Here is a 21,209-nt window from a genome sequence, read left to right on the forward strand (position 1 = left end):
AGAGATGTGTATAAGAGACAGACGCGCATCTGCGCCGAGCAGATGAACGAGATCAGCGTGCCAAACGAGGGGTCCGTGACGAGACGCATCCCACGGTGGGCCTCGTAGGCTTCGTCTAACAGCGGGTCGTCGGGTGCGTTGTCGACGATCGCCTCCAGATCGTCGTCCAGCCGAAGGAGGCGACGGACGGTCGGCTCGGCGTCCGTCGTGGACTGCCACTCGAGTACGCCGTCGACTGTCCGCGCGCGGATCACGTCGCCGTCGACGACGGTGACGTACCACTCGCCGGGAGCGGGCGTCCCGCTGTACATTTCGCCGTCTGCGCGCTGCCAGAGGTAGGTCTGGCCGCTTTCGAGCGTCCGATACAGATCGAGTCCGCCGGAGAGGTCCTCGAGGCGGATCGTCCCCGTTTCCATTCGGTGATCCCTACGGGGGCGTCGGCTTGGGCCTTTCGGACTGGCGTCTTTGCCTCCTCAGGCCGCCTCGCGCTGTGTGTTACCGGGGCGAACCTTCATACTGCAGGCGACACAATGTGTGTGTATGAACTGCAGGGTTGTCGTCGAAGCTGCAGTGCCGGTATTCGACGTCGAGACAGAAGACGAGGCGATTCGCATCGCCATCTCGAAGACAGGCGAGATGCTGAACCCTGACCTAAACTACGTGGAGATCAACATGGGCGAACGGACGTCCCCGTCCGGTGAAGAGTTACCACCTGCGTTCATCGCAGCCGACGAAGCGCTCGTCGCACTCGAACTCGAGATGACTGTGTTCAACGTCGAGCGCGAGGAGCACGCCTCCCGGATCGCCCGCAAGGAGATCGGACAGCGACTCGAGAACATTCCACTCGAGGTCGAGGAGGTAGAGGTTATCGAGGACGAGGACGACGATGACGCTGAAGACGACGAAGACGACAAAGACGACAAGGAAGCGACAGACGAGACGGCGGATGCTGGCACTGACGACACCGCGACCGACAGTGACGACGCAGACGTCGGCAGCGAGGAACGCTCGGAGACGGACCCAGAGTCGGCGTCGGAATCGGAGTCTTCGAGCGCAACCAGCGGAGACGAAACTGACGGTGGCGAAAACACGCGAGCAAACGACGGGACAGACGAGCAGACGGACGAAGAGATTCTCCCCGAGTTCGAAGATTTGGTCGAGTGACCTGACCGCCAGGCGACCACGGCGGATCCGGCGATTTTCCGATCGAGCCTGACTCGATGAGCCTGTCGTCGGTGTCTCTGAACGACCATTGCCGACGGAGACTGTGTCACTATCGGCGATGGTAGCGCGAGGAATACCGGACCACTGCCTCCCAAACAGTTCGCCATTTGTTCGCTACACAACACGGTAATCATCACCTATCGCGACAGTCGACCACAGTTCAGGACACTTTTTTGTTCCTTCGACTAGCAGAAGTGCGTGTCTGGAGAGTGCCCGCAATCGGAGTTCAGACGCTGAGGGGTCGCTCTGGAGACATCGCACTCGGCTCACATAGGCTGACTGTTCGTTCAGCCGAGTTCAAACAGGAGCTACGAGAACACGACGGACAAGACACCGAAAGCAGCCAACACGACGGACAAGACACCGAAAGTAGCCAATCTCGACACTCATACCCAGAATCTGCATCGTAAGACCCCATTGGAGAGCGACACACAGTATGGGCGAGAACGCGAGTCCTACGCCAGCGGAGGGCAGCCGGCCCGGAATCCAGTCTCGCCAGTAGCATGCTTGTGTACCGAAGGAGACTCCGTACGACTTAGTCTGCGGTAGCGGCGACGGCTTCCTGCTCGCCCTCGCGCATGTTCATCGTGATTCCGCCAGCGAGTGCAAAAACAGCAGCCTTGTGATCGGTTTTCGATTTGTGAATTGATGTCGGTCGAATACCAAGGGATTCGTATTCGTCGAGGTCAATCTGACAGTTGTCCCACTCTGCACACTGGTTCGATACCTCCGCAAGAAGGCCGTGAAGGTGAATGAGCTCCTGTTTCTTCATAACCATGCAATCCTATCCACTGCAGGGTTATATTATTATCTTGAGTCGCGTTACCATGGGTACACACGCACGGTGCGTGAAAACCCGGTACAAAAACTGATCGAAAACGGCTGCTAGCCGGATGAAACAATTCACAAGGACGTATTGTCTCGGTCGTGAGAACGACTGTGATTCGTCTCGGTTCGCGGTTAAGCGGGTCTGAAACGGTCTATACTGCGTTCAGGTGTTGCCTAGATTCGGTGTCAGCCTAGCTGTTTGAGGTTCTGGAGATCGCGGTCGGTTCGCATGAATTCGGCCGTGCGTCGAGAGGCATGACAGTTGGGACAGTGAAACATTTCCGTCGACGATGGAAGAGTTCCGGGAGAGCGCTGCCAATCTTTCGCACACTCAGGACACAACAGTTGCACGGTCGTCTCGTCCATGGCACGCTATTGCACACCATGTGTGAAAAAGGTTGTCGCGACTGTCTCACAACGGTGTACTCGAGTAGGACAGGGTAAGACAAGGTAGGACAGCGCAGGACAGAACAAAATCACTACGGAAGTGAGACCGTAGAGTAGCTGCGGCAGAACACGTTCTGCTCGTCGAGATCAGGAGTCGGGAACGTAGTGTGGGCACCGCTCAGCGGGTGTGAGACGGGCAGTGGACAGAACAGGGCAGTAACACGCGAGAAGTGAGATCGACAGAGAGCAACACACCGATAGCGGCAGTGTCACGGCAGAGTGGTGTGTGTATGTGTGTTAGGCTGGTGCAGCCGTGTCGGAGGCTTCGAGCAGTTCCTTGTAGCGGTTTCGGATCGTGACCTCGGAGATGCTCGCAACCTCGCTGACCTCGTTCTGGGTTACCTTCTCGTTGGTCAACAGCGCGGCCGCGTAGACGCCTGCTGCGGCGAGGCCGACCGGCGACTTGCCGCTGTGGACGCCCTCCTGACGAGCCGACTCGAGTAGCTCGCGGGCCATCCGCTCGGTCTCGTCCGAGAGGTCGAGATCGCTGACGAATCGGGGGACGTAGTGTTCCGGATCAGCGGGCTTGACCTCGAGCCCGAGTTCGCGGATGATGTAGCGGTACGTGCGGGTGAGTTCCATCTTGTCGACGCGGCTGACGGCCGAAATCTCGTCGAGGCTGCGCGGCGTGCCGGCCTGACGGGCCGCAGCGTACAGCGACGATGTCGCGACGCCCTCGATGGACCGACCTGGGAGCAGGTCCTCCTCGAGTGCGCGGCGGTAGATGACCGACGCGGTTTCGCGGACGTTCTCCGGCAGTCCGAGCGCGGAAGCCATCCGGTCGATTTCACCGAGCGCCTGCTTCAGGTTGCGCTCCTTGGAGTCGCGGGTACGGAATCGCTCGTTCCAGGTGCGAAGACGCTGCATCTTCTGGCGCTGGCGGCTGGAGAGGGACTTACCGTAGGCGTCCTTGTCCTGCCAGCCGATGTTCGTCGACAGGCCCTGGTCGTGCATCATGTTCGTCGTCGGTGCGCCGACGCGGGACTTCTGGTCCTTCTCGGCAGCGTCGAAGGCGCGCCACTCGGGACCGCGGTCGATCTCGTCCTCTTCGACGACGAGGCCACACTCCTGACAGACCGTCTCTGCGTGTTCGTCGTCCGAGATGAGCCGACCACCACACTCCGGGCACTGCTCGCGCTCCTCGGAGCGGGCTGTCTCCTCCTCCTCAGTTCGTGTTCGCTCCTCGGTACGCTCGTTCGAGTAAGTTCGAAGGTTCGTATCAGTCATGGTGTATCGGGTTGGTTACTCGGGGCTCCCGGGTGGGGTAACCAGAAGAAACCCGGTCGCCTCGGCTAACATAGAGTTAGGCCGTAAGCCATATAAAGATTTCGTCCAGTTTATAAACTACTCGGGTTTCTGTTTATATGCGTTTCGGATATATACTCATTAATCATGGCCGTCAACGGCGATCAGTTAGTGTCCAAACGACAACCAAATGTCAGATACTCCAATCCGTTCGCACTGACGGCAACGGTGAGTCACGGACCCACGTAGGGAGGTGCTACATGGTCGAATACTTTTCGACGGTGGGCGTAAATGATCGGCTATGACCGTTCACTTCGGCGCGCTCACTGTCGACTGGCTCGGCCTCGCAACCGTCCGCCTCGAGGGACAGACGGGAACCGTGATCTACACCGATCCGGGCCCCGAACACTACGGCGTGCTCGACAGCGAGCCGAGAGACGGCGACCTCGTTCTCATCTCTCACGGAGACCACTACGACCCCGACTCGATTCGCCGCGTCGCCCACGAGGACGCGATCGTCATCGTCCACGACTCCGTCGACGCGGGGGTACTCGAGTGGACCGACGAGCAGCCGGAAGCGCTGCCGTACGAGGTCGAGCGCGTGCGGGCGAACGAGTCGTTCATTCTGGGGCCGCTCGATCTCTCGACGACGCCGGCGTACAACGAGCCAGCGGGACCACATACGGACGAGCAGGGACGACCCTATCACCCCGAGGGGGAGGGGTGTGGCTTTCTCGTCACCGTCGACGGCGTGACGGCCTTCTGGCCGGGCGACACTGACGCGCTGGCAGCACACGACGACCTCGTCGTCGGTCTCTTTCTGCCGCCGATCGGCGGCGGAACCACGATGGATCGCCACGAGGCCGCGGCGCTCGCCGAGCGGCTCCAACCGGATCTGGTGCTCCCAGTGCACTACGACACGTTCGACGCGATCGAGGCCGACGCGGAGGCGTTCGTCGTCGACGTTGCATCCCGTGGGGTTCCGGTCGTCCTCGACTCGAAGTAGTAGCCAATTCTGTACATTCGGGGGCAGATCCGTACCTATAAGTAACGAGTCGCGAATTCTCCGACGAGAACCTATGATGAGCATTGACAATCGTACATTGTGGAGTGGGTGGCGGTGACACCCGACACAGCACAGCAACATCGGATTATGACGCGTGGTGAGTGGTGTGAGTACTGAGACTGGGCCGGGGACAGGGCCTGATTCTGGCTCTGGAACCGAGTTCGACGCGGACGAACTGTCCTATCCCTCCCGGAACTGGCGGGACTTCTTTACGGATCACTTCGGTCCGTCGATGCTCTGGGCGCTGATCAGCATCGGCGGCAGCCACATCGTCCTCGCACCGACGCTCGGCGGCACGTTCGGTCTCTTCGCTATCTGGATGTTCGCGATCATCTATCTCGCGAAGTACGGCGGCTGGGAGCTCGGTATCCGGTACAACTACGGCGTCGGCGGCAACCCGGTTGAGGCCTACGACCAGCTTCCCGGTCCGAAAAACTGGATGCAGTGGTTCACTGTCGGCGTGTTCACCGTCATGTACACCGGGATCACCGCCGCGGTCGGGATGAGCACCGCCTCGTTCGTCCAGGCGATGACGCCGCTGTCGTTCCAGCAGTCGTTCGTCCTCTTCGTCGGCTTCGCGGGCGTGCTCGTCCTGCTGACACGCTACAGCCTACTCGAGAAGATTCTGATCGGCTTTACGGTCGCGCTGGGATTCCTCATCGTTCTCGGCGTGCTCGTCGGTCCGCCGTCGGGTGAGGTCGTCGCCGCGACGACGTTCACCGCACCGGACATCACCGGACCGCTGTTCATCGGTCTGTTCGCCGCGGCGGCCGGCTTCGCGCCGACCGGCTTCAGTACCAGCGTCCTCATCGGGAGCTGGAGTATGGCCAAGGGAGAAGGTGCAGGCGAACTCCGCGAGCGAGACCTCGATCCGAACGACGAGCGCTACCACGACTACATCCGCGCGTGGATTCAGACCGGTCGTCGCGACTTCAACATCGGCTACGCGTTCAGCTTCGCACTGATCGTCGCGATGGTGATCCTCGCCTCGAACGTCCTCTACCCGAACCCGCCCGAGGACGCCGATCTCGCCGTCACGATTGGAAACATCCTGAGCCAGTCCTTCGGCGAGTGGTCCTACTACGCGATGATCCTCGGCGCGTTTGCCGCGCTGTACTCGACTGTCATTACGCTCCTCGACGGCGCAGCCCGTGCGACGGGCGACGTGCTCCCGATGGCACTCGAACGCGACGACCTCGACAGCGAGCGGATTCGCAAGCTCGTCGTGGTCGGCATCGTCGCTGTGAGCTGCGGGATCGTGCTCACGCTCGGTGCCGTTCCGGTCACGTTCCTCATCTGGATCTCCGCGATCCTCGCGGTCACCGAGATCCTGTTCTACCCGGCGAACTGGTACGTCGTCAAGAAGAACCTGCCCGAACAGTTCCAGCCCTCGCGGACCTGGGTTATCTACTACGTGGTGAGCCTCGTCGCGGTCACCATCTTCGGCCTCATGGGTGCTGCCCACGAGTTCGGTTACATCTAGACGCAGTTAGCTCGGGGTCGACGCGATTTCCTCACTTCTCGCACTCTTCTCCCGCAACCGCGCAAGCCGACGCCCGAGCGGCGGCCGACTCTTGAATACGACCCAGTGACCGCCGTCGACGAGTTCGAGGTTCTGTTCCTCTGCTGCGTACTCGAGTGCGCGGACGAGTTCGTCCTGCCCGACCACAGCCGCTGCGTAGTCGTCAGCGCGGTAGAACGCCCGACGGGCGGCCCAGAGCGTGGGCAGGGCGAGCACCGCGACGAGGAGGATAAAGATGGTAACGAGCGTCTCGGAGCCGAAGAGAAATGCACCGACGCCGAGTACGAGATAGCCGAGTAGCGAGTGCACGGCGTAGCTACGGTAGTGGGTCCGTCGCTTGCCGGCGTGAACTGCGAAGATCGCCTCGAGTGTCTCGTCGTCGAACGCTTCCAGCACGCGTTCGGTGACGAATAGCTGTCGGCGGCCGGGGACGCCGTAAACGTGGATTCCCGCCGTCTCGGGCATATCATCGAGGATCACGATGGACGAGACCGAGAGGCCGCTGCGGTCACACCGTTCGCGGAGGCGCTCGCGCTCGGCCGGTGTCGGGTCGCGCGTGTCTCGAAAGATGTGGGCCAGTACCGGATTGGCGACCGAGATCGCAACAATCACCCCGAGCAGGAGCAGCCAGTAGGTCACGGGGCCGCCCTCAGCGAGCGCTCGAATGAGGAGTGCGAACACCGTCGCGAACAGGACGGTGAGCGCGAGGGCGTACCGACCGAGGCTCCGAAGCGCGGTTCTCACTGGGAGGTCGATCTCCTGGACGTCTCGGATCGCCGGCACGAGCGTCGCGTAGACGGCGAGGGTCACGGCCGCAGTAATGAGCGCGGCCGTAAGCTGGACGGCGAACTCGGCGAGGAGCGAGGTGTCGGAAATCGGCGTCGTCGCTGCGAGTGTCGTTCGTACGACCAGCCCGTGGCCAAGCGTAAACAGGGTCGCGTACGTGAGCCCGGCGACGCCCCACAGTGCAACCAGCAGTCGACGGAGCCAGCGCGTCGGAGTCGACGAGCGCAACGCGCGGCGAGATGCGAACCAGAACGCCGGCACGAACACCAGCAAGAGGACAAGTACGGCGTTGGCGATAGTTACGGGTGACACATTCGCGATGTATTCAGACGTTCTACATATATTCCGCGATCTTACCGGTACTCGAGTCCGTTAGTTCCGTCCTCGGGGTGTTGGCAGGCAGTCCAGTAAGTCCAATATCCTGACTGACTAGTCGGTCAGCTTAAAACGATGCGGCCGCTACCCTGATTCGGGAGGATGGAAACACAACGACCAACGCTGCGGGAAGACCTTGGACGAGCGAGAGAAGAGCGTGCAGTTCATCTCTGGGGAGCGATCGGGTCTGCAATCGTCTCGATTTTCGTTCCGATTCTCGGGTTGATCACGGCCTACAGCGGCTACAAACTGACTGACGTGATGAGCCGACGCTGGTTCGGGCTACTCCTTGCAGCCTTCGGACTGGCGAACGTCGTCTCGTGGATTCTGTGGCTTGCCATGCTCGCCGGCTACATCTAGGCGTCAGAGGAAGCCGGCGAGCGGTTCGAACCAGACGGCGGCGACTAACACCGCCAGAAAGACGTACGAGCCGCGAATGAGCAACATCGTCGCGAGATCTGGCGGTGCTCGCGCGGCGATCATAGCGACCGCGGCGAACGCGAGTGCCGCGAGCAACGCTGTCGGCGGAAATTGCTGTCCGATGACGAAGCCGGTCACGACGAGTAATGCTATCGCCATCAACCCGTACGCGACCGTGTACGCCCGATGTGGGCCGAGGGTCACCGCGACAGTCCGCTTCTCGATCGACCGATCGTAGTCGTAGTCCTGGGCGTCGTCGATTACCTTGATCCCCGAGAGCAAGAGGAGGAAGACGAGCGCGAAGCCGAGGGGCACGGCCGCAACCGTCGTCGCCTGAACGTAGAAGCCGCCGAGCAACGACAGCGCGATGCCGAGCGGGTAGCCCGTCGTTGCGGTCACCGGATTCATATCCAACTGCGGTGCGTGATGGTAGGCGATGAGCCACGTCGGCACCGTCAGGGCGACGGCCACCCAGTTGACCAGCAGCGCCAGCAGGAGACAGCAGAGGGCGAAGAGCCCCGTCGAGAGGGCGAGGCCAAGTCGACAGCCCCGCTCGGTGAGCGGATGATCGTCGTCCTCGTCGCGGACGTAGAAATCGACGTAGCCGTCCTTGATGTGGGCCGTGTAGACCGCGGCGAACATCGCAACGACGTGGATCGCTGCGAGCACCGGGTCCACGGTCGTCGCGAGCAGCGCACCGAACAGGGACGCAGCCAGCGGCGGCAGCATGAACACCGGATGCACCTGCGACAGGTACGCCCGCGTCGTCGCCTCGGTGCCAGCGCCGCGTCTCGCGAGGGCCATGGCATGAGGGACACCGAACGGCCCTATAATACCCGGCCCGGCGTCACACCGGCTGTGAGCGCACGCGTAGGATGAGCTACATTGGCTGCGTGGAACGGGGATCGGCTGCGTAGAACGACGGAGGATGGACAGGCAGGATGGGGTAAACTGGAAAGCATCGATAGATCAGCTAGTCTGCACTGTCGGAATCGTGAACTGCAATGTCCGGCACCGCGAGGCCGGAACGACCGGAACACACAGTTTGATGTGTCGTCCCGTACCACGAGCGACCATGACAGACACAGCCGACTACACCGGTTCCGACCTCTTCGTCGATGCCCTCGAGCAGTACGGCGTCGACTACCTCTTTGGCAACCCCGGCACGACCGAACTGCCGCTCATGGACGCCGTCAGTCAGAGCGAACTCGAGTATATCCTCGGATTGCACGAGGACGTGGCTGTGGGAATGGCCGGCGGCTACGCTCAGACGCGGCGATACCATTCCCATCACGACAAGTCGATTCTGCCAGTCGGCGTGGTGAATCTACACATCGCGCCGGGGCTGGCCCACGGGCTTGGGAACCTGTACGCCGCGAGCATCACCGGCGCGCCGCTGGTCGTGACGGCGGGCAACCACAGCACGGACTTCCGCCACGAGGAGCCGATTCTGTCGGGCGACCTGACCGAGATGGCCGACCAGTTCTGCAAGTGGTCCGACGAAGTGCTCGACGTCGAGGCACTGCCGACGATGCTCCGGCGGGCGTTCCGCGTCGCGATGACGCCCCCGACCGGCCCCGTCTTCCTCGGGTTGCCACTCGACGTGATGCTCGCCGAGACGGACGCCGAGCCCGAACGGCTGGGGCCCATTCCGAACGGCGGGAGCGGCGATCCGGCGCAACTCGAGCACGCCGCCGAGTTGCTGGCCGAGGCGGACGACCCGGTGCTGGTCGTGGGCGATCACGTCGCGCGCTCGGGAGCGGACGCGGTCGCGGCGGCGGTCGACCTCGCGGAGACGACGGGGGCGCGCGTCCACGGCGAGATTCTGGCCTGCGAGGTCGACTTCCCGACGGATCACGAGCAGTGGGTGTCCTACATCCCGCCGAACGACAGTCTGGCGTCGATGCTGATGGATACGGACACGATCGCGTTCGTGGGCTGTTCGACGAACACGACGCTGACGCGCTACGAGGAGACGCTGGTCGATCCGGAGACGACGTGTATCCACGTCGGTGACGATGCCTGGCAGCTGGGCAAGAACCAGACGGCGGACGCGGCGGTTATCGGTGATCCAGGGCTGGCACTGCAGGCACTCGACGAGCGCGTCGCATCGAAGCTCTCGGAGGAGACAGTTTCGGAGCGACTCGAGACGGTCGCCGCAGTCAAGGAGATGGTCGACGCCAAGATGGCTCAGATGGGCCAGGGCGATGCCGAAGACGACTCACGGGCGTCGAAGGCCGAACTGGTCGACGAGCTAGAGCGGGCGGCCGGCGACGCCTACATCGTCGACGAGGGAGTGACCTCGAAGTACGCCATGCTGACTCGCTGGGAGCTCGCGCCCGAGCAGTACATCTCGAACAAGGGCGGCGGCCTGGGCTACGGGCTGCCTGCGGCCGTCGGAGCCGCTGTGGCGGAGGGCCAGCGCGATGATCCGCGGGAGGTCGTGGGCTTCATCGGCGACGGCTCGTACCTCTACTACCCGCACTCGATCTACAGCGCGGCGAGACACGACCTCGATCTGACGGTGGTGGTTTCGGACAACCGCAACTACCGGATTCTCAAGGACAACACGCTGGGGCTGCTTGGCGGCGAAGAGGAGGAGTACGACTTCGTTGGGATGGACTTCGAGCCCCCGGTGGATATCGTCCAGAACGCCCAGAGCCACGGGGCGCGGGCAGAACTCGTGGAGACGCCAGACGAGATCGAGGAGGCAGTGTCGGCGGCGATGGAGCGCGAGGGGACAGACGTACTAGACGTGTTGGTACACGACTGAGGTCGGTCTGTCCGACACGCTGTGCAAGCGCGCGTCGGCGAACATCGTGTTCTCGGGTGTCGTTGTCCGATTCGTACGCCGGGATCTCTTCGCCGATTAGTGGGTGAAGGATGGTTTCAAGGCCAGTGGCTATTTCCTCGGTCCTTCTTGAGTTCGACGTAGGCAGTATCGTTCTCATCACAATCCATAGTTCAGGCGACGAGAACCAGTGCCATTTCGTAGAAGATGTAGAGGACAAACAGCAGAATTCCAGCCTTGAGGACATATCCAATGAGATTGTCCGGCAGCTCTGTATAGATCTCAGCCAGACTGGCAGTGTCTCCTTCACCAACCACAGATTGGCTACTTTCTGATTGCATGGGGTGGAAGAAATCATCACCGAACATTTGTTCCATCTCTTTGTCTTGTCGGTCTATCATGGCCTCCATGTGGTCGTAGTTGTCGAACCGGTTTGTGACTTGACTCACGTACGACGCAGAGCAGTGACACGCCTCTGCAATTTCCTTCTTTGTTGCGTTAGGATTCTCGTACCATGTGAGAAGGATCTCTCGCTGCAGTTCTGTTTTCTCCCGTGTTGTTGCTGACATACGAATACTGTGTTTGTTCAATCAAAGTGAAGGTTCTGGCAGTCTAGATAGTTACATCCAGGACCAGAATTGATCTCAGTGGGTTCGAAACAGTATGCGGAACACTTGTTACGCCTTAGGTAACGATAATTTGCGGTAGATATAAGACAATACAAGTCAACAATTAGAACGGAAGCCATAACGTGGGTACGAAAGTGCCCCGGGTGCTGGCACACCCGAGACGTGGCTTCCAAACGCGGCTTACGTTGAAGCCATGATTCCATACATCCGTCCGGGATATAAACGTCCCGCACGACACCCGACGCGAAGCACTCAACTACCCGCTGGACCGCGATTCTCACACTTTCTCGGAGCTGATCACCGTGAGTGACGACGATCAAGCTGCGAAGGCCGAGACTGATGGTGATCAGGATACCGACACTGCTCCCTCCGCCGAGACAGACACCAGCAACCAACGCAACACCACTCGCGATCTCAGAGCCACCCTTGGTCTCGACCCCGACTACACTCCCGACCCAGACACCACCTCGCTGCCCAACTGTCCCCGCTGTGACCACCCCGTCACGCGGACCAGTATGACCAGCCCCACCGAAGCCATCGCCGGCCCCTGTGGCTGTCGGGTCTCTCCTGGCTTCGCTCGCCGATCCCGAACCCAGCGGCGCAACACCCGGGAAGGCTCACAGTCCGACTCTGGCTCTGGAGCCGATCACAGTTCGACGTAATCTGGCGCGATCCGACGCCGGGTAACTCGAGTCGAGTCGGACTCGAGTTGCGGCGGCCCACTGGGTGGGTGTGGGCGTGAGTGCTGGGATGGGGCGGTGGCGACGTGCTGTCGGTGTCGGTGTGGCTGTGTCGGTGCTGGCAGTGTCGGGGTGGCGTCACCTGGGGGTGGCGGTCTCGAACCCACTGTCATCACCATCACCATCACCATCACAATCACCATCATCATCACTACCACCATCGCCGTTGCCGTCGATCAGAACTGGCTACTCGGACCCGTGGCGACCACCGTCGACCACGGCTACGACCACCGAAATCGAAACCACCACCCGAGTGCCAGACACCAGCCGACGGCAGGCACCCCGATCGGCACGCCCACCCACCACACCAGACACTCACACCCCCACATCGCCCACATGCCACCCAGTCCGAACCCGCAACTCGAGTACCGGCTCTCGTGCTGTCGACGTAGTGGAGCGATTTTAGGAGGGAAGCCACTGATTACGCAGTAATCACCACACGATTAACTGGTGTCATGGTATTATCCACCTATGCACACATCCGAGTCAGTCTGGGAGTTTGCGATCACAGACCGGATCAAATTTGGCACGGGAGCGCTCGACGAACTGGGGGCCGAACTGGAAGCGAGAGCGATCGACAGCCTCGTCGTCGTCACCGATACAGAACTCCGAGATGCCGGCATCGTCGACGACGCACTCGAGTCGGTGCCCGACACGACAGCAGTCACCGTCTTCGACGGCGTCGAACCCGACCCCGACGCCGACGTCTACCGAGCCGCGAGAGCGGCCGTTGCCAACCACGACCCCGACGCCGTGGTCGGAATCGGCGGCGGAAGCTCGATCGACGTCGCGAAAGCAGCCGGTGTACTCGCCGGCTCGGAGCAGGACGTACTCGAGTACGTCGCCCCACCAATCGGTGAGGGCGAACCAGTTCCCGAGTCCGAGACGGTCGTCGTTGCCGTTCCGACGACCGCGGGAACCGGTTCCGAGAGTTCGCCGGCGGCTGTCGTCTCGCTCCCGGACCGGGAACTGAAGGTCGGCATCTCGAGTCAGCAGCTCTACCCGGAGCTAGCAATCGTCGATCCGCTGGTGACCGTCTCACTCCCGCCGGCGATCACCGCGGCCTCGGGAATGGATGCACTTACACACGCGATTGAGGCCTACACGACGCGGCGATACGACGCGAAAGCCGAACCCGACGGTGCTGCACAGCGGCCCGATTACGGCGGCCGGACGCCAGTGACCGACCTCTACGCCGAGAAAGCGATCGATCTGATCGGACAGAACCTGCGCCGGGCGGTCGATAACGGTGCCGACGTGGAGGCGCGACGGGCGCTGTCGCTCGGCAGTCTCCTCGCCGGCATCGCGTTCACCAACGCAGGTCTCGGGGCGACTCACGCGATGGCGTACCCCGTCGCCGGGGAGAATCACACGCCGCACGGCGTCACCGTCGCCGTCTTGCTCCCGCACGTGATGCGCTACAACGCCTCAAGCACGTTCGAACGCTACGCACGTATCGCCGAGCTACTCGGCGAGAACACCGACGGCATGAGCGACCGGAACGCTGCCGACCGGGCCGGGGCTGCCGTCGAAGCGCTCAGTTCGGATATCGGACTCCCGGACGGACTCTCGGAACTCGGGGTGGCAGAAGACGATATCCCGCGTCTGGCCGAGAAGACGACCGATATCGAGCGGTTGCTCGTCGGGAACCCGCGCCGTGTCGACCGGGCTGCTCTCGAGGAGATTTTCGCAGCCGCCCTTTGAACAGTTCCACAATCTCCGAATCTGGGCTGGAAACCGAGTTCAATTACTGATTCGAGTTGTTCCATATCAACCATAGTAAGAGAAAGTATTATTACTATATATTCAGTATAAAATAGGAATGAGTCGTTGGAACTGTCCCAATCGGTCCGCTATCGATCTCCTCGAAACGGGGGAACGGTAGATGGGACGAAAACGGACGCGCAAGCGAGCATCGAAGTCGACCGACTCCGGCGAGTCTGTGTCGGAATCGCAAGCCAAGAATCAATCCGAACGGTCGACTCGATCGAGCGGTAGCCACGGACCACTGACCGGAACTGCGGCAGTCGATCAGGGTATCGGCGACGACATCAACGCCCTGACCGGCCAACCTGAGGGGTTCAACGCGATGGCCGGGTCGAACACACCCGACTTCGAGCCACTCCCGACTGGCCCCGATGCACAGATCCAGCGCGCACTCGAGGGGACCGGCACCACGCGGAACGAGGTTCCTGACGCAGTCCTCGACGTGCTCGGCCAGGGTGGCAAACCACTGGAGCAGCCAATTCAGCGTACACTCGAGGAGCGCATGGACGCGGACTTCTCGAACGTCCGGATTCATACTGGTGGGAAGGCTGCGCAGGCAGCTGACGCGATCGACGCGAAAGCGTTCACCTGTGGGAACGATATCGTGTTCAACGCCGGTGAGTATGATCCCGAGTCAGGCGAGGGTCAGTTCCTGCTGGCTCACGAGTTGGCACACGTTCGCCAGCAGACTGGGGCGGCGATCAGTATGATGCCCCAGGAAGGTGCTGCTCTCGAGATCGATCCCGATCAGCAACTTGAGCGGGAGGCCGACGAGACAGCCAGCGATACGTTGTCCAGAGACAACCCACTGGTTGTGAACCGGATGGGGTCAGACGTGCACATCCAGCGAGTTGAACAAGACGAGACAATAGGGTTCGGTCAGCTTCAACCCGAACTGCCGACAGTTTCCCAACAGGAACTCACAGACAAAGAACAGAAAACAATCACGAAGTTCCTTTCGCTAAAGGAACTCTCGGACAGTGAACTAGAGACTATTGCTGAAGTGTTCCAGATTGGGAGCACAGACAAAATTAGGGCAGCATCTGATCGAATAACATGGATTCATACAAATCACGATCGACTCTCACGTATTGTGCCCGGCTGGAGTGCAAACGACGAAGAGCGGTATCCGGACTGGTACGAGGACCCACACGATCCGGATTCTCTCGTGTTGGAATTCAACACTTCGGCGACTGAAGACACGGTGATGCTTCGAGCACACGGGGAAGAGAATCAAAATCAATACTGGTTGATCCCGCCGAAGGAAATCGGCGGAGTTGATCCCAATGACGTCGAGGGACTTACAGCCGCGGACATCCAAGAAGCGCTAGCACTCCCGGAGAAGCCAAAATACATTTCGAAGGTAACACTCCCGCCCGAAACTCCGATCCGGGTCAGTGGGATCAAAGAAAACTTTGGTTCTGATGGAGAATGGACACAGGCTGAAATTGAGAACCGTCTTGGCGAGGACGCCTATGAGGTCATACGAACGTTCGAGGAGGTTGCTACTGACAGAGGGGATAACGAATGACTGAAATCAATCACGATAACAAGAAACTCACCATCGATGGGGAGACTGTCACGGTTCGCCATCCGGTAGCGGAGGTTTTGCAGTTAGATGCTGTGTACATTGTGTTGCTTGACGTTCCGAACGGAACGATCGATAACAGAAACGTTATCGGACTTTCCGAAGCCGGTGAGAAACTCTGGGAGATCGATCCGGTCAGTGATGATCCAACGGCTGACCAAGCCTATGTGAATATGTACGAACAGGACGGGACAGTCTGGGTCGTCAATCCAATCGGGGCTGAATGTAGTCTCGACATAGAAACGGGATCGTTGATCGACAAACGGACGAAGAGATGGTGAGGTGAACGTTAGTCGCTGTAACAGCAGTCCACTCCGCTTGGGCCTCGAGATCGAACCCGATCCGCAGTTGGAGCGGGAAGCAGACGAAGCGGCACAGCAGGCGCTTTCGGATGACGAATCATTGATCGTGAGTCGGATGGGTGCGGATGTCCATATCCAGCGAGCAGACAAGACCCGGCCATTCTCGAACAGGGACTGTTTCGACAGTCTGTCCGCTACACGTATCTATATATTTACGAGGAGCACCAGTATACGGACAACGATATCGACGGGTATCGTCCACCTGGCAATGGACTCACTGGTGACCTCAATTCGCCACCGACAGCAACTGCAGCGAACGGCTCTCGTGGATCCCTCACAGGAACACTGAAACAGCTTCTCTTTGGTCGCTGAACGTGGCAGAAACAACGGGCGAACCACAAGAATACAGTCCACGAGGATGAACCATCGCCGATTCTCTGGCCAGTGCTCAGTAATTAGGTCCTGCCGCCGTACTCCGTGTGAAACTGCCCAACAAGCGTCTTCGTCGCTCGTTTCTTCTCACCGTCGGGGACGAACACGAACGGAATCGGCGTGTCGAACGCCCGCTCCCCGTACAGTCCCCAGTCACCGACCGAGCGGGTCGTTCCGCCGTAGGCGATCGGAATATCTCGCAACTCGCCCGGCTCGTACTCCGGGACGTACGAACGCTCGATCCAGACCTCGTGGGTCGGCACGTCCAGTTCCGACGCGAGTAACTCCTCGAGTCGCGTCGCGTTCCCGACGAGCCACTGGCCGAACGCCTCCCGGTCTGCATCCACGCGGTCTGCGTAGGCGATCCGGTGCTTCCAGCAGGTTTTGTGAAATCGCCGCGTTCGGAAGCGGTCGTACAGCGCCGCGAGCGTCGACTCCGGGTGCTCGCGAGCCGTCTTCCGCAGGCGCTCCATCAGCGTGTTGTCGTCGATCTCATCGCCGATCACCTGGTCGATCGTCACCGGCCGTACCGCCGTGATCGAATCCAGCTCCTCCAACATCTCCCGAAGCAACACGTTCGCGTACACCGACTTGTGGTGCTGGGTGACCCACATGTACAGCGCGATCCGTCCCTCGAGATAGTTCCCGATGGTGCTCAGGGCCTTCTCCGAGAGCGCGAGCCCCTCCTCTGGATGGGCGGTGTAGGCGTCGACCATCCGGCTCGTATCGAAGCTGAGCACGTCTGCGCCGGTCATCCGGTTGTCCCGCGTGATGTAGTCGAGCCGGTCGACGTCGATCGGCGAGTGCAACAGTTGCGCTCCGAGGCCGTACTGCCAGGGGCCGCTGCGTTCGAAGACGAGACTGTAGCCGAGCACGTATCCACAGACCTCGTAGGGATCCACACCGAGCGCCTGCAGCGCCTCGCCGAACTCCTCGATAATGATGAGGCAGCCGAGCAGTTCGTGTGAACTCGCCGTTCGAATCGCACTCTCGTCGAGTCCAGCCTCCACAAACGCACCGACGAGCCCCGCATCCTCGAGTCGGTCGTAGAGCACCTCCCGATCGAGAAACTGCTCTGCCAGATGCGAAAACGGCGGGTGTCCGATGTCGTGGAGCAGACAGGCGCACTCGAGTGTGCGCTGGATTTCGTCCAGACTATCGCTGTCGGTATTTCGGGTGAAGTACGACTGTCCGCGGAGCTTTTCGAAGACGGTGCGCCCGAGGTGGTAGACGCCGAGGCTGTGCTCGAAGCGGGTGTGGTTCGCGCCGGGGTAGACGAGGTGGGTTGCAGAGAGTTGGCGGACGTAGCGCAGGCGCTGGAACGCGCGGGTGTCGACGATGCGGTCGACCAGCGGTTGGTCGAGTTCGATGTAGCCGTGGACTGGGTCTTTGATCTGTGTGGACATAGCTGATGAGCGTGCCGCTGGCGGGACAACGGCGAGAGATGTGGAGACAACGTGGGCTGCCCTTCTGCCCCTTTCGGTCTGTGTCAGTACTGCGGTGGTGGTGTGGTGGTGTGGTAGTGTGGTGGTGTGGTAGTGTGGTGGTGTGGTAGTGTCGTGGTGTGGTGGTGTGGTAGTGTCGTGGTGTGGTGGTGTGGTGGTGTGGTAGTGTCGTGGTGTGGTGGTATTGTGGTGTGGTGTGATGTCGTGATATCGTGACCGGGCGTTACCGGTTGCGCTGTCGCCCCAGATGGTGGACTGTGGGAAGACTCCAGCTGTACGTCACCGCAGCCAGCCGAGTTACCACGGTCACTGCCGCACAGACCGCGGCGGCGAGCCCCTCGGCACCGCCGACCGTTCCGACGAGCCAGTAGGCGCTACCGCCCAGAACCGCACAGCTCGCGTAGAAGTCCTCGAAGAGGATGAACGGGGCGCGGTCGAGGAGAATATCCGCGAACGCGCCGCCCCCGACGGCGTTGATCGTTGCGATCGCGACGACGCCGAACGCGGAGACGCCGGCCTCCGTCGCGACGATCGCGCCAGTCGTCGCGAAAGCAGCCAGCCCGATTGCGTCGGAGACGATGGTGACTGGATGCTGTTCGGGCGACGACAGAACGACGCTTAGCGCGATTGCCAGGCCAACACCGAGCAGTCCCAGACTGATTTCGATCGGCGACTGAAGGGCCAACGGGACGCGGGTGACGAGCAGGTCGCGGGTGACGCCACCGGCGAACGCCATCGCCAGGCCGACGATGGCGATGCCGAACACGTCGAACTCCTCGCGGATCGCCTTCGACGAGCCGACGAGAGCGAACGCAACGAGTCCGATCGTGTTCATGACGGCGAACGGGTCGCCGAACAGTACCGTGAAGGCGTCCTGACTCACTGCGCTGGCCTATGGGGGTGAGTGTCTTGAGTGCTCCGTCTCCTGGTTTCACCGCGAGCGGGTGTGGTCTCCAGAACGCCTACCGACCCGCGTCCTCGTCGCTCTCCGCCGGGAAAATCTTGGCCGGGTTCAGCGTCCCCGTCGGATCGAGCGCCCGCTTGACCCGACGCATTGCGTCTACCCCACCAGCCCCGTGTTCGGGCTCGAGATACGCCTGCTTTCCCTGGCCGATACCGTGCTCGCCGGTCGCCGTGCCGCCCATTTCCAGCGCGAGTTCCACGAGCTCTCGATACGCCTGCTCACCGCGCTCGACGAACTCGGGATCCTCGGGGTCGACGAGGACGGTGTAGTGCAGGTTCCCATCACCCGCGTGGCCGAAGCACGGAATCAGGAGGTCGGTCTCGCCCGCGATTCGCTTGGCCTCACGGACGATTTCGGGATAGGAACTGATCGGCACCGTCACGTCACCCGGATGGATCGGCGTCAGCTCCGGATCGTAGTTCGCCTCCGCGTAGGCCAACTCCCGGCGCACCTTCCAGAGTTCGGCCATCTCCGCGTCGTCCGAACTCAGCTCGAACTGCGCCACGTCGTGGTCCTCGAAAATCGTTCGACAGAGATCGATCTCCTCCTTGATGCCGTGATTCGCGTGGAACTCGAGAAAGACCATCGGCGCGTCCGGCAGGTCCGAGCCGAGATACTCGTTTGCCATGTGGGCGCTCAACTCGTCGACGAGTTCGATCCGCGCCACGTCTACGTCCGTCCGAATCGTGTCGAAAATGGCTTCGGCCGCGTCGTCCAGCGTCTCGAAGATGGCTCGCCCCCCGCGGATCTGCTGTGGTCGGCCGGCCAACTCGAGTGTGGCCTCGGTGATGACGGCGAGGGTGCCCTCGCTGCCGACGAGCAGGTCGGTGAGGTTGTAGCCGCTCGAGGTCTTGCTCGCCCGCGAGCCGGTTCGGATCACGGTGCCGTCGGCGAGGACGGCCTCGAGTGCGAGCACCCAGTCGGCCACCTCGCCGTACTTGACGGTTTGCATACCGCTCGCGTCAGTCGCGATCATGCCGCCGATGGTCGAAATGTCGCCCGAGGAGGGCAGCGGCGGGAACCAGAGGCCGTCGCCCGCGACGTACTCGTCGACGGCGTCGCCGATGATCCCCGGCCCGACATCGATCTGGAAGTCGTCCGGCCGGTAGTCGATCACGTCGTCCATTCGCGTCAGGTCGAGGCTGATGCCGCCCTCGGCCGGAACGGCGTTGCCCTCGAGTCCCGTCCCCGCCGCGTAGGGGGTGACCGGCACGCCGTGTTCGGTGGCCGACTCGAGTACGGCGGCCACGTCTGCGGTCTCCTCCGCCCAGACGACCGCGTCTGGAACGACGCCCTCGTCGGTCTGCTGTGCGCCCCAGTCGGCTGCGTGGGTCTCTCGTCGTCCCGTCGCGAACGAAACCTGGTCGTCGGACAGGGAGAGGTCCGCGAGAAACGAACAGTCGTGTGTCATACGCTCGCATTAGCGACGAGCCGTATCAACGTTTCTTCCGCGGTGGCGCTTACGGAGAGCCGCGGCGACCCTGTCGGGAACGCTGAATTTTATGCCAATCGGTCACGCGGTAGGTGGTGATGGGACGATTTGTGCCACACGAACCGACTGAAGCGAGCGAGCGACGAGCACGGAGGGGGCCACCGTGGCCCAGAGTGAGAGCATGAACGCCGAACTCGACCTCCTGATCGGGCTCAACGACTACGATCGCCCGCAGGACGTGGCCGACCGCGCCGTCCAGGCCGAAGAACTCGGCTTCGACCGGATCACGACGGGCGAGACGACGGGCTGGAACATCGTGCCGCCGCTGACGCTCGCAGCGGACCGCACGGACGAGCTCGGCCTCTCGAACGACGTGGTCTCACCGTACGGGCGCTCGCCCGCGATGCTCGCCCAGACGGCGCTCACGCTCCACGACGCCTCCGAGGGGCGCTTCCGTCTCGGGATTGGGCCGAGCTCGCCCGCGATCACCGAGCGCTGGCACGGGGCCGAGTTCGAACGCCCGCTACGTCGCACCCGCGAGACGATCGAGATCATCCGCAACGTCTTCGAGACCGGCTCGCCCGCCTACGAGGGCGACATCTTCGACATTCCCGGACTCGACTACGAGCGCGATGTCCCCGACACGCCACCCGCGATCGACGTCGCCACCCTCGGCCCGAAGGCGACCGAGATGGCCGGCCGCTTCGGCGACGGCTGGGCACCGCAGCTGTTCACCGCGGACGGCCTGCGCGACCGTCTCGAGGACTTAGAGCGCGGCGCGGAACTCGCGGACACGGGTAAGAGCCCCGACGACCTGCGTGTCGCACCGATCGTCCGCGGGGTCGCCTCGGAGGACCGCGAGCGGGCGCGCGAACTTGCCCGCAGCACGACGGCGTTCATGCTCGGGGCCTACGGCCCCTACTACGGGGACTCCGTCGCCGAACAGGGATACGAGGACGTCGTAAGTGAGATCCGAGCCGCCTGGGAGGACCGTGACACGGACGCGATGGCCGCGGCGCTGCCAGACGACGTGCTCGACGACCTCGCGCCAGCCGGTACCCCCGAGGAGGTCCGCGAGTGGGTCGAAGCGTACGCCGCCATCGACGGCGTCGACGCGGTCCGTGTCGGCTTCGTCAGAGGCGTTTCCGAGGAGGACAAGGTGACCACGATGGAGGCAGTTACCGGCGCACTATAGGGCAACGATTT

At 61.8% G+C, this 21,209-nt stretch carries 21 protein-coding genes and 1 pseudogene; 12 read left to right on the forward strand and 10 right to left on the reverse strand.

The window, feature by feature from the left end; all coding sequences use genetic code 11:
• Nucleotides 1–416 (reverse strand): DNA glycosylase (locus C483_RS02535; protein ID WP_006651776.1); only part of this gene is annotated, 416 nt, incomplete at its 3' end.
• A gap of 124 nt (nucleotides 417–540) precedes the next feature.
• On the opposite strand from C483_RS02535, the gene C483_RS02540 reads away from it, so the two are divergent.
• On the forward strand, nucleotides 541–1,164 hold the full coding sequence (locus C483_RS02540) for a DUF555 domain-containing protein (RefSeq protein ID WP_006651777.1): 624 nt from the start codon (nucleotides 541–543) through the stop codon (nucleotides 1,162–1,164).
• Between the two features lie 595 nt (nucleotides 1,165–1,759).
• Here the strand turns inward: C483_RS02540 and C483_RS02545 are convergent.
• The 3 genes from C483_RS02545 to C483_RS02550 form a co-directional block, all read right to left on the reverse strand.
• Nucleotides 1,760–1,996, reverse strand: coding sequence for a UPF0058 family protein (locus tag C483_RS02545; RefSeq protein WP_006651778.1), 237 nt, complete (start codon nucleotides 1,994–1,996; stop codon nucleotides 1,760–1,762).
• 242 nt (nucleotides 1,997–2,238) lie between these two features.
• A complete protein-coding gene (locus C483_RS20705) occupies nucleotides 2,239–2,418 on the reverse strand; it encodes a DUF7836 family putative zinc-binding protein (RefSeq protein ID WP_083860380.1) in 180 nt (59 codons plus the stop codon).
• A 318-nt stretch (nucleotides 2,419–2,736) separates the two neighbouring features.
• The gene (locus tag C483_RS02550; RefSeq protein ID WP_006651779.1) at nucleotides 2,737–3,726 is read right to left on the reverse strand and encodes a transcription initiation factor IIB; all 990 of its coding nucleotides are present in this window, start codon (nucleotides 3,724–3,726) and stop codon (nucleotides 2,737–2,739) included.
• A 319-nt stretch (nucleotides 3,727–4,045) separates the two neighbouring features.
• Here C483_RS02550 and C483_RS02555 point away from each other — a divergent pair, with 319 nt between their 5' ends.
• Together C483_RS02555 and C483_RS02560 are read left to right on the forward strand one after the other, a co-directional pair.
• Nucleotides 4,046–4,750 (forward strand): MBL fold metallo-hydrolase, encoded by a 705-nt coding sequence (locus C483_RS02555; protein WP_006651780.1) that lies wholly within the window; start codon nucleotides 4,046–4,048, stop codon nucleotides 4,748–4,750.
• 157 nt (nucleotides 4,751–4,907) lie between these two features.
• The gene (locus C483_RS02560) at nucleotides 4,908–6,293 is read left to right on the forward strand and encodes an Nramp family divalent metal transporter (RefSeq protein WP_394295574.1); all 1,386 of its coding nucleotides are present in this window, start codon (nucleotides 4,908–4,910) and stop codon (nucleotides 6,291–6,293) included.
• A gap of 6 nt (nucleotides 6,294–6,299) precedes the next feature.
• On the opposite strand, the gene C483_RS02565 is transcribed toward C483_RS02560, so the two are convergent.
• Complete coding sequence (locus C483_RS02565; protein ID WP_006651782.1) at nucleotides 6,300–7,430, reverse strand: M48 family metalloprotease; 1,131 nt, start codon at nucleotides 7,428–7,430, stop codon at nucleotides 6,300–6,302.
• A 165-nt stretch (nucleotides 7,431–7,595) separates the two neighbouring features.
• Between C483_RS02565 and C483_RS02570 the strand changes: the two genes are divergently transcribed.
• Nucleotides 7,596–7,853 (forward strand): hypothetical protein, encoded by a 258-nt coding sequence (locus C483_RS02570; protein WP_006651783.1) that lies wholly within the window; start codon nucleotides 7,596–7,598, stop codon nucleotides 7,851–7,853.
• Nucleotides 7,854–7,856: 3 nt separating this feature from the next.
• Here the strand turns inward: C483_RS02570 and C483_RS02575 are convergent, their stop codons facing one another.
• Nucleotides 7,857–8,717 (reverse strand): UbiA family prenyltransferase, encoded by an 861-nt coding sequence (locus C483_RS02575; RefSeq protein WP_006651784.1) that lies wholly within the window; start codon nucleotides 8,715–8,717, stop codon nucleotides 7,857–7,859.
• A gap of 271 nt (nucleotides 8,718–8,988) precedes the next feature.
• On the opposite strand from C483_RS02575, the gene C483_RS02580 reads away from it, so the two are divergent.
• Nucleotides 8,989–10,686, forward strand: a complete 1,698-nt coding sequence (locus C483_RS02580) for a thiamine pyrophosphate-binding protein (protein WP_006651785.1) — start codon at nucleotides 8,989–8,991, stop codon at nucleotides 10,684–10,686.
• Nucleotides 10,687–10,877: 191 nt separating this feature from the next.
• Here the strand turns inward: C483_RS02580 and C483_RS02585 are convergent, their stop codons facing one another.
• Entirely contained in the window at nucleotides 10,878–11,273 is a 396-nt protein-coding gene (locus tag C483_RS02585; RefSeq protein WP_006651786.1) for a hypothetical protein, read from the reverse strand.
• Between the two features lie 362 nt (nucleotides 11,274–11,635).
• Here C483_RS02585 and C483_RS02590 point away from each other — a divergent pair, with 362 nt between their 5' ends.
• The 6 genes and pseudogenes from C483_RS02590 to C483_RS20715 all read left to right on the forward strand — a co-directional run.
• Nucleotides 11,636–11,995, forward strand: coding sequence for a hypothetical protein (locus tag C483_RS02590; RefSeq protein ID WP_006651787.1), 360 nt, complete (start codon nucleotides 11,636–11,638; stop codon nucleotides 11,993–11,995).
• A gap of 150 nt (nucleotides 11,996–12,145) precedes the next feature.
• The gene (locus C483_RS02595; RefSeq protein WP_006651788.1) at nucleotides 12,146–12,505 is read left to right on the forward strand and encodes a hypothetical protein; all 360 of its coding nucleotides are present in this window, start codon (nucleotides 12,146–12,148) and stop codon (nucleotides 12,503–12,505) included.
• Between the two features lie 39 nt (nucleotides 12,506–12,544).
• A complete protein-coding gene (locus tag C483_RS02600; RefSeq protein WP_006651789.1) occupies nucleotides 12,545–13,777 on the forward strand; it encodes a hydroxyacid-oxoacid transhydrogenase in 1,233 nt (410 codons plus the stop codon).
• A 181-nt stretch (nucleotides 13,778–13,958) separates the two neighbouring features.
• Nucleotides 13,959–15,371, forward strand: coding sequence for an eCIS core domain-containing protein (locus tag C483_RS20710; protein ID WP_006651790.1), 1,413 nt, complete (start codon nucleotides 13,959–13,961; stop codon nucleotides 15,369–15,371).
• Nucleotides 15,368–15,709, forward strand: coding sequence for a hypothetical protein (locus C483_RS02610; RefSeq protein ID WP_006651791.1), 342 nt, complete (start codon nucleotides 15,368–15,370; stop codon nucleotides 15,707–15,709). The genes C483_RS20710 and C483_RS02610 overlap by 4 nt, the downstream gene beginning before the upstream one ends.
• A 43-nt stretch (nucleotides 15,710–15,752) precedes the next feature.
• A pseudogene (locus C483_RS20715) lies at nucleotides 15,753–15,873 on the forward strand (DUF4157 domain-containing protein); the annotation flags it as partial.
• Between the two features lie 312 nt (nucleotides 15,874–16,185).
• Here C483_RS20715 and C483_RS02620 read toward each other — a convergent pair.
• The 3 genes from C483_RS02620 to C483_RS02630 form a co-directional block, all read right to left on the reverse strand.
• Complete coding sequence (locus C483_RS02620; RefSeq protein WP_006651793.1) at nucleotides 16,186–17,568, reverse strand: HD domain-containing protein; 1,383 nt, start codon at nucleotides 17,566–17,568, stop codon at nucleotides 16,186–16,188.
• Between the two features lie 262 nt (nucleotides 17,569–17,830).
• Nucleotides 17,831–18,490 carry a trimeric intracellular cation channel family protein gene (locus C483_RS02625; protein WP_006651794.1) on the reverse strand — a complete coding sequence of 220 codons (660 nt, stop codon included), beginning with the start codon at nucleotides 18,488–18,490 and terminating at the stop codon, nucleotides 17,831–17,833.
• A 79-nt stretch (nucleotides 18,491–18,569) separates the two neighbouring features.
• Nucleotides 18,570–19,982 (reverse strand): FAD-binding oxidoreductase, encoded by a 1,413-nt coding sequence (locus tag C483_RS02630; RefSeq protein WP_006651795.1) that lies wholly within the window; start codon nucleotides 19,980–19,982, stop codon nucleotides 18,570–18,572.
• Between the two features lie 202 nt (nucleotides 19,983–20,184).
• On the opposite strand from C483_RS02630, the gene C483_RS02635 reads away from it, so the two are divergent.
• Nucleotides 20,185–21,198, forward strand: a complete 1,014-nt coding sequence (locus C483_RS02635) for a TIGR04024 family LLM class F420-dependent oxidoreductase (protein ID WP_049912392.1) — start codon at nucleotides 20,185–20,187, stop codon at nucleotides 21,196–21,198.
• The last annotated feature ends 11 nt before the right edge of the window (nucleotides 21,199–21,209 follow it).

It is taken from the genome of Natrialba hulunbeirensis JCM 10989 (assembly GCF_000337575.1).
GTDB classification, from domain to species: Archaea; Halobacteriota; Halobacteria; order Halobacteriales; family Natrialbaceae; genus Natrialba; species Natrialba hulunbeirensis.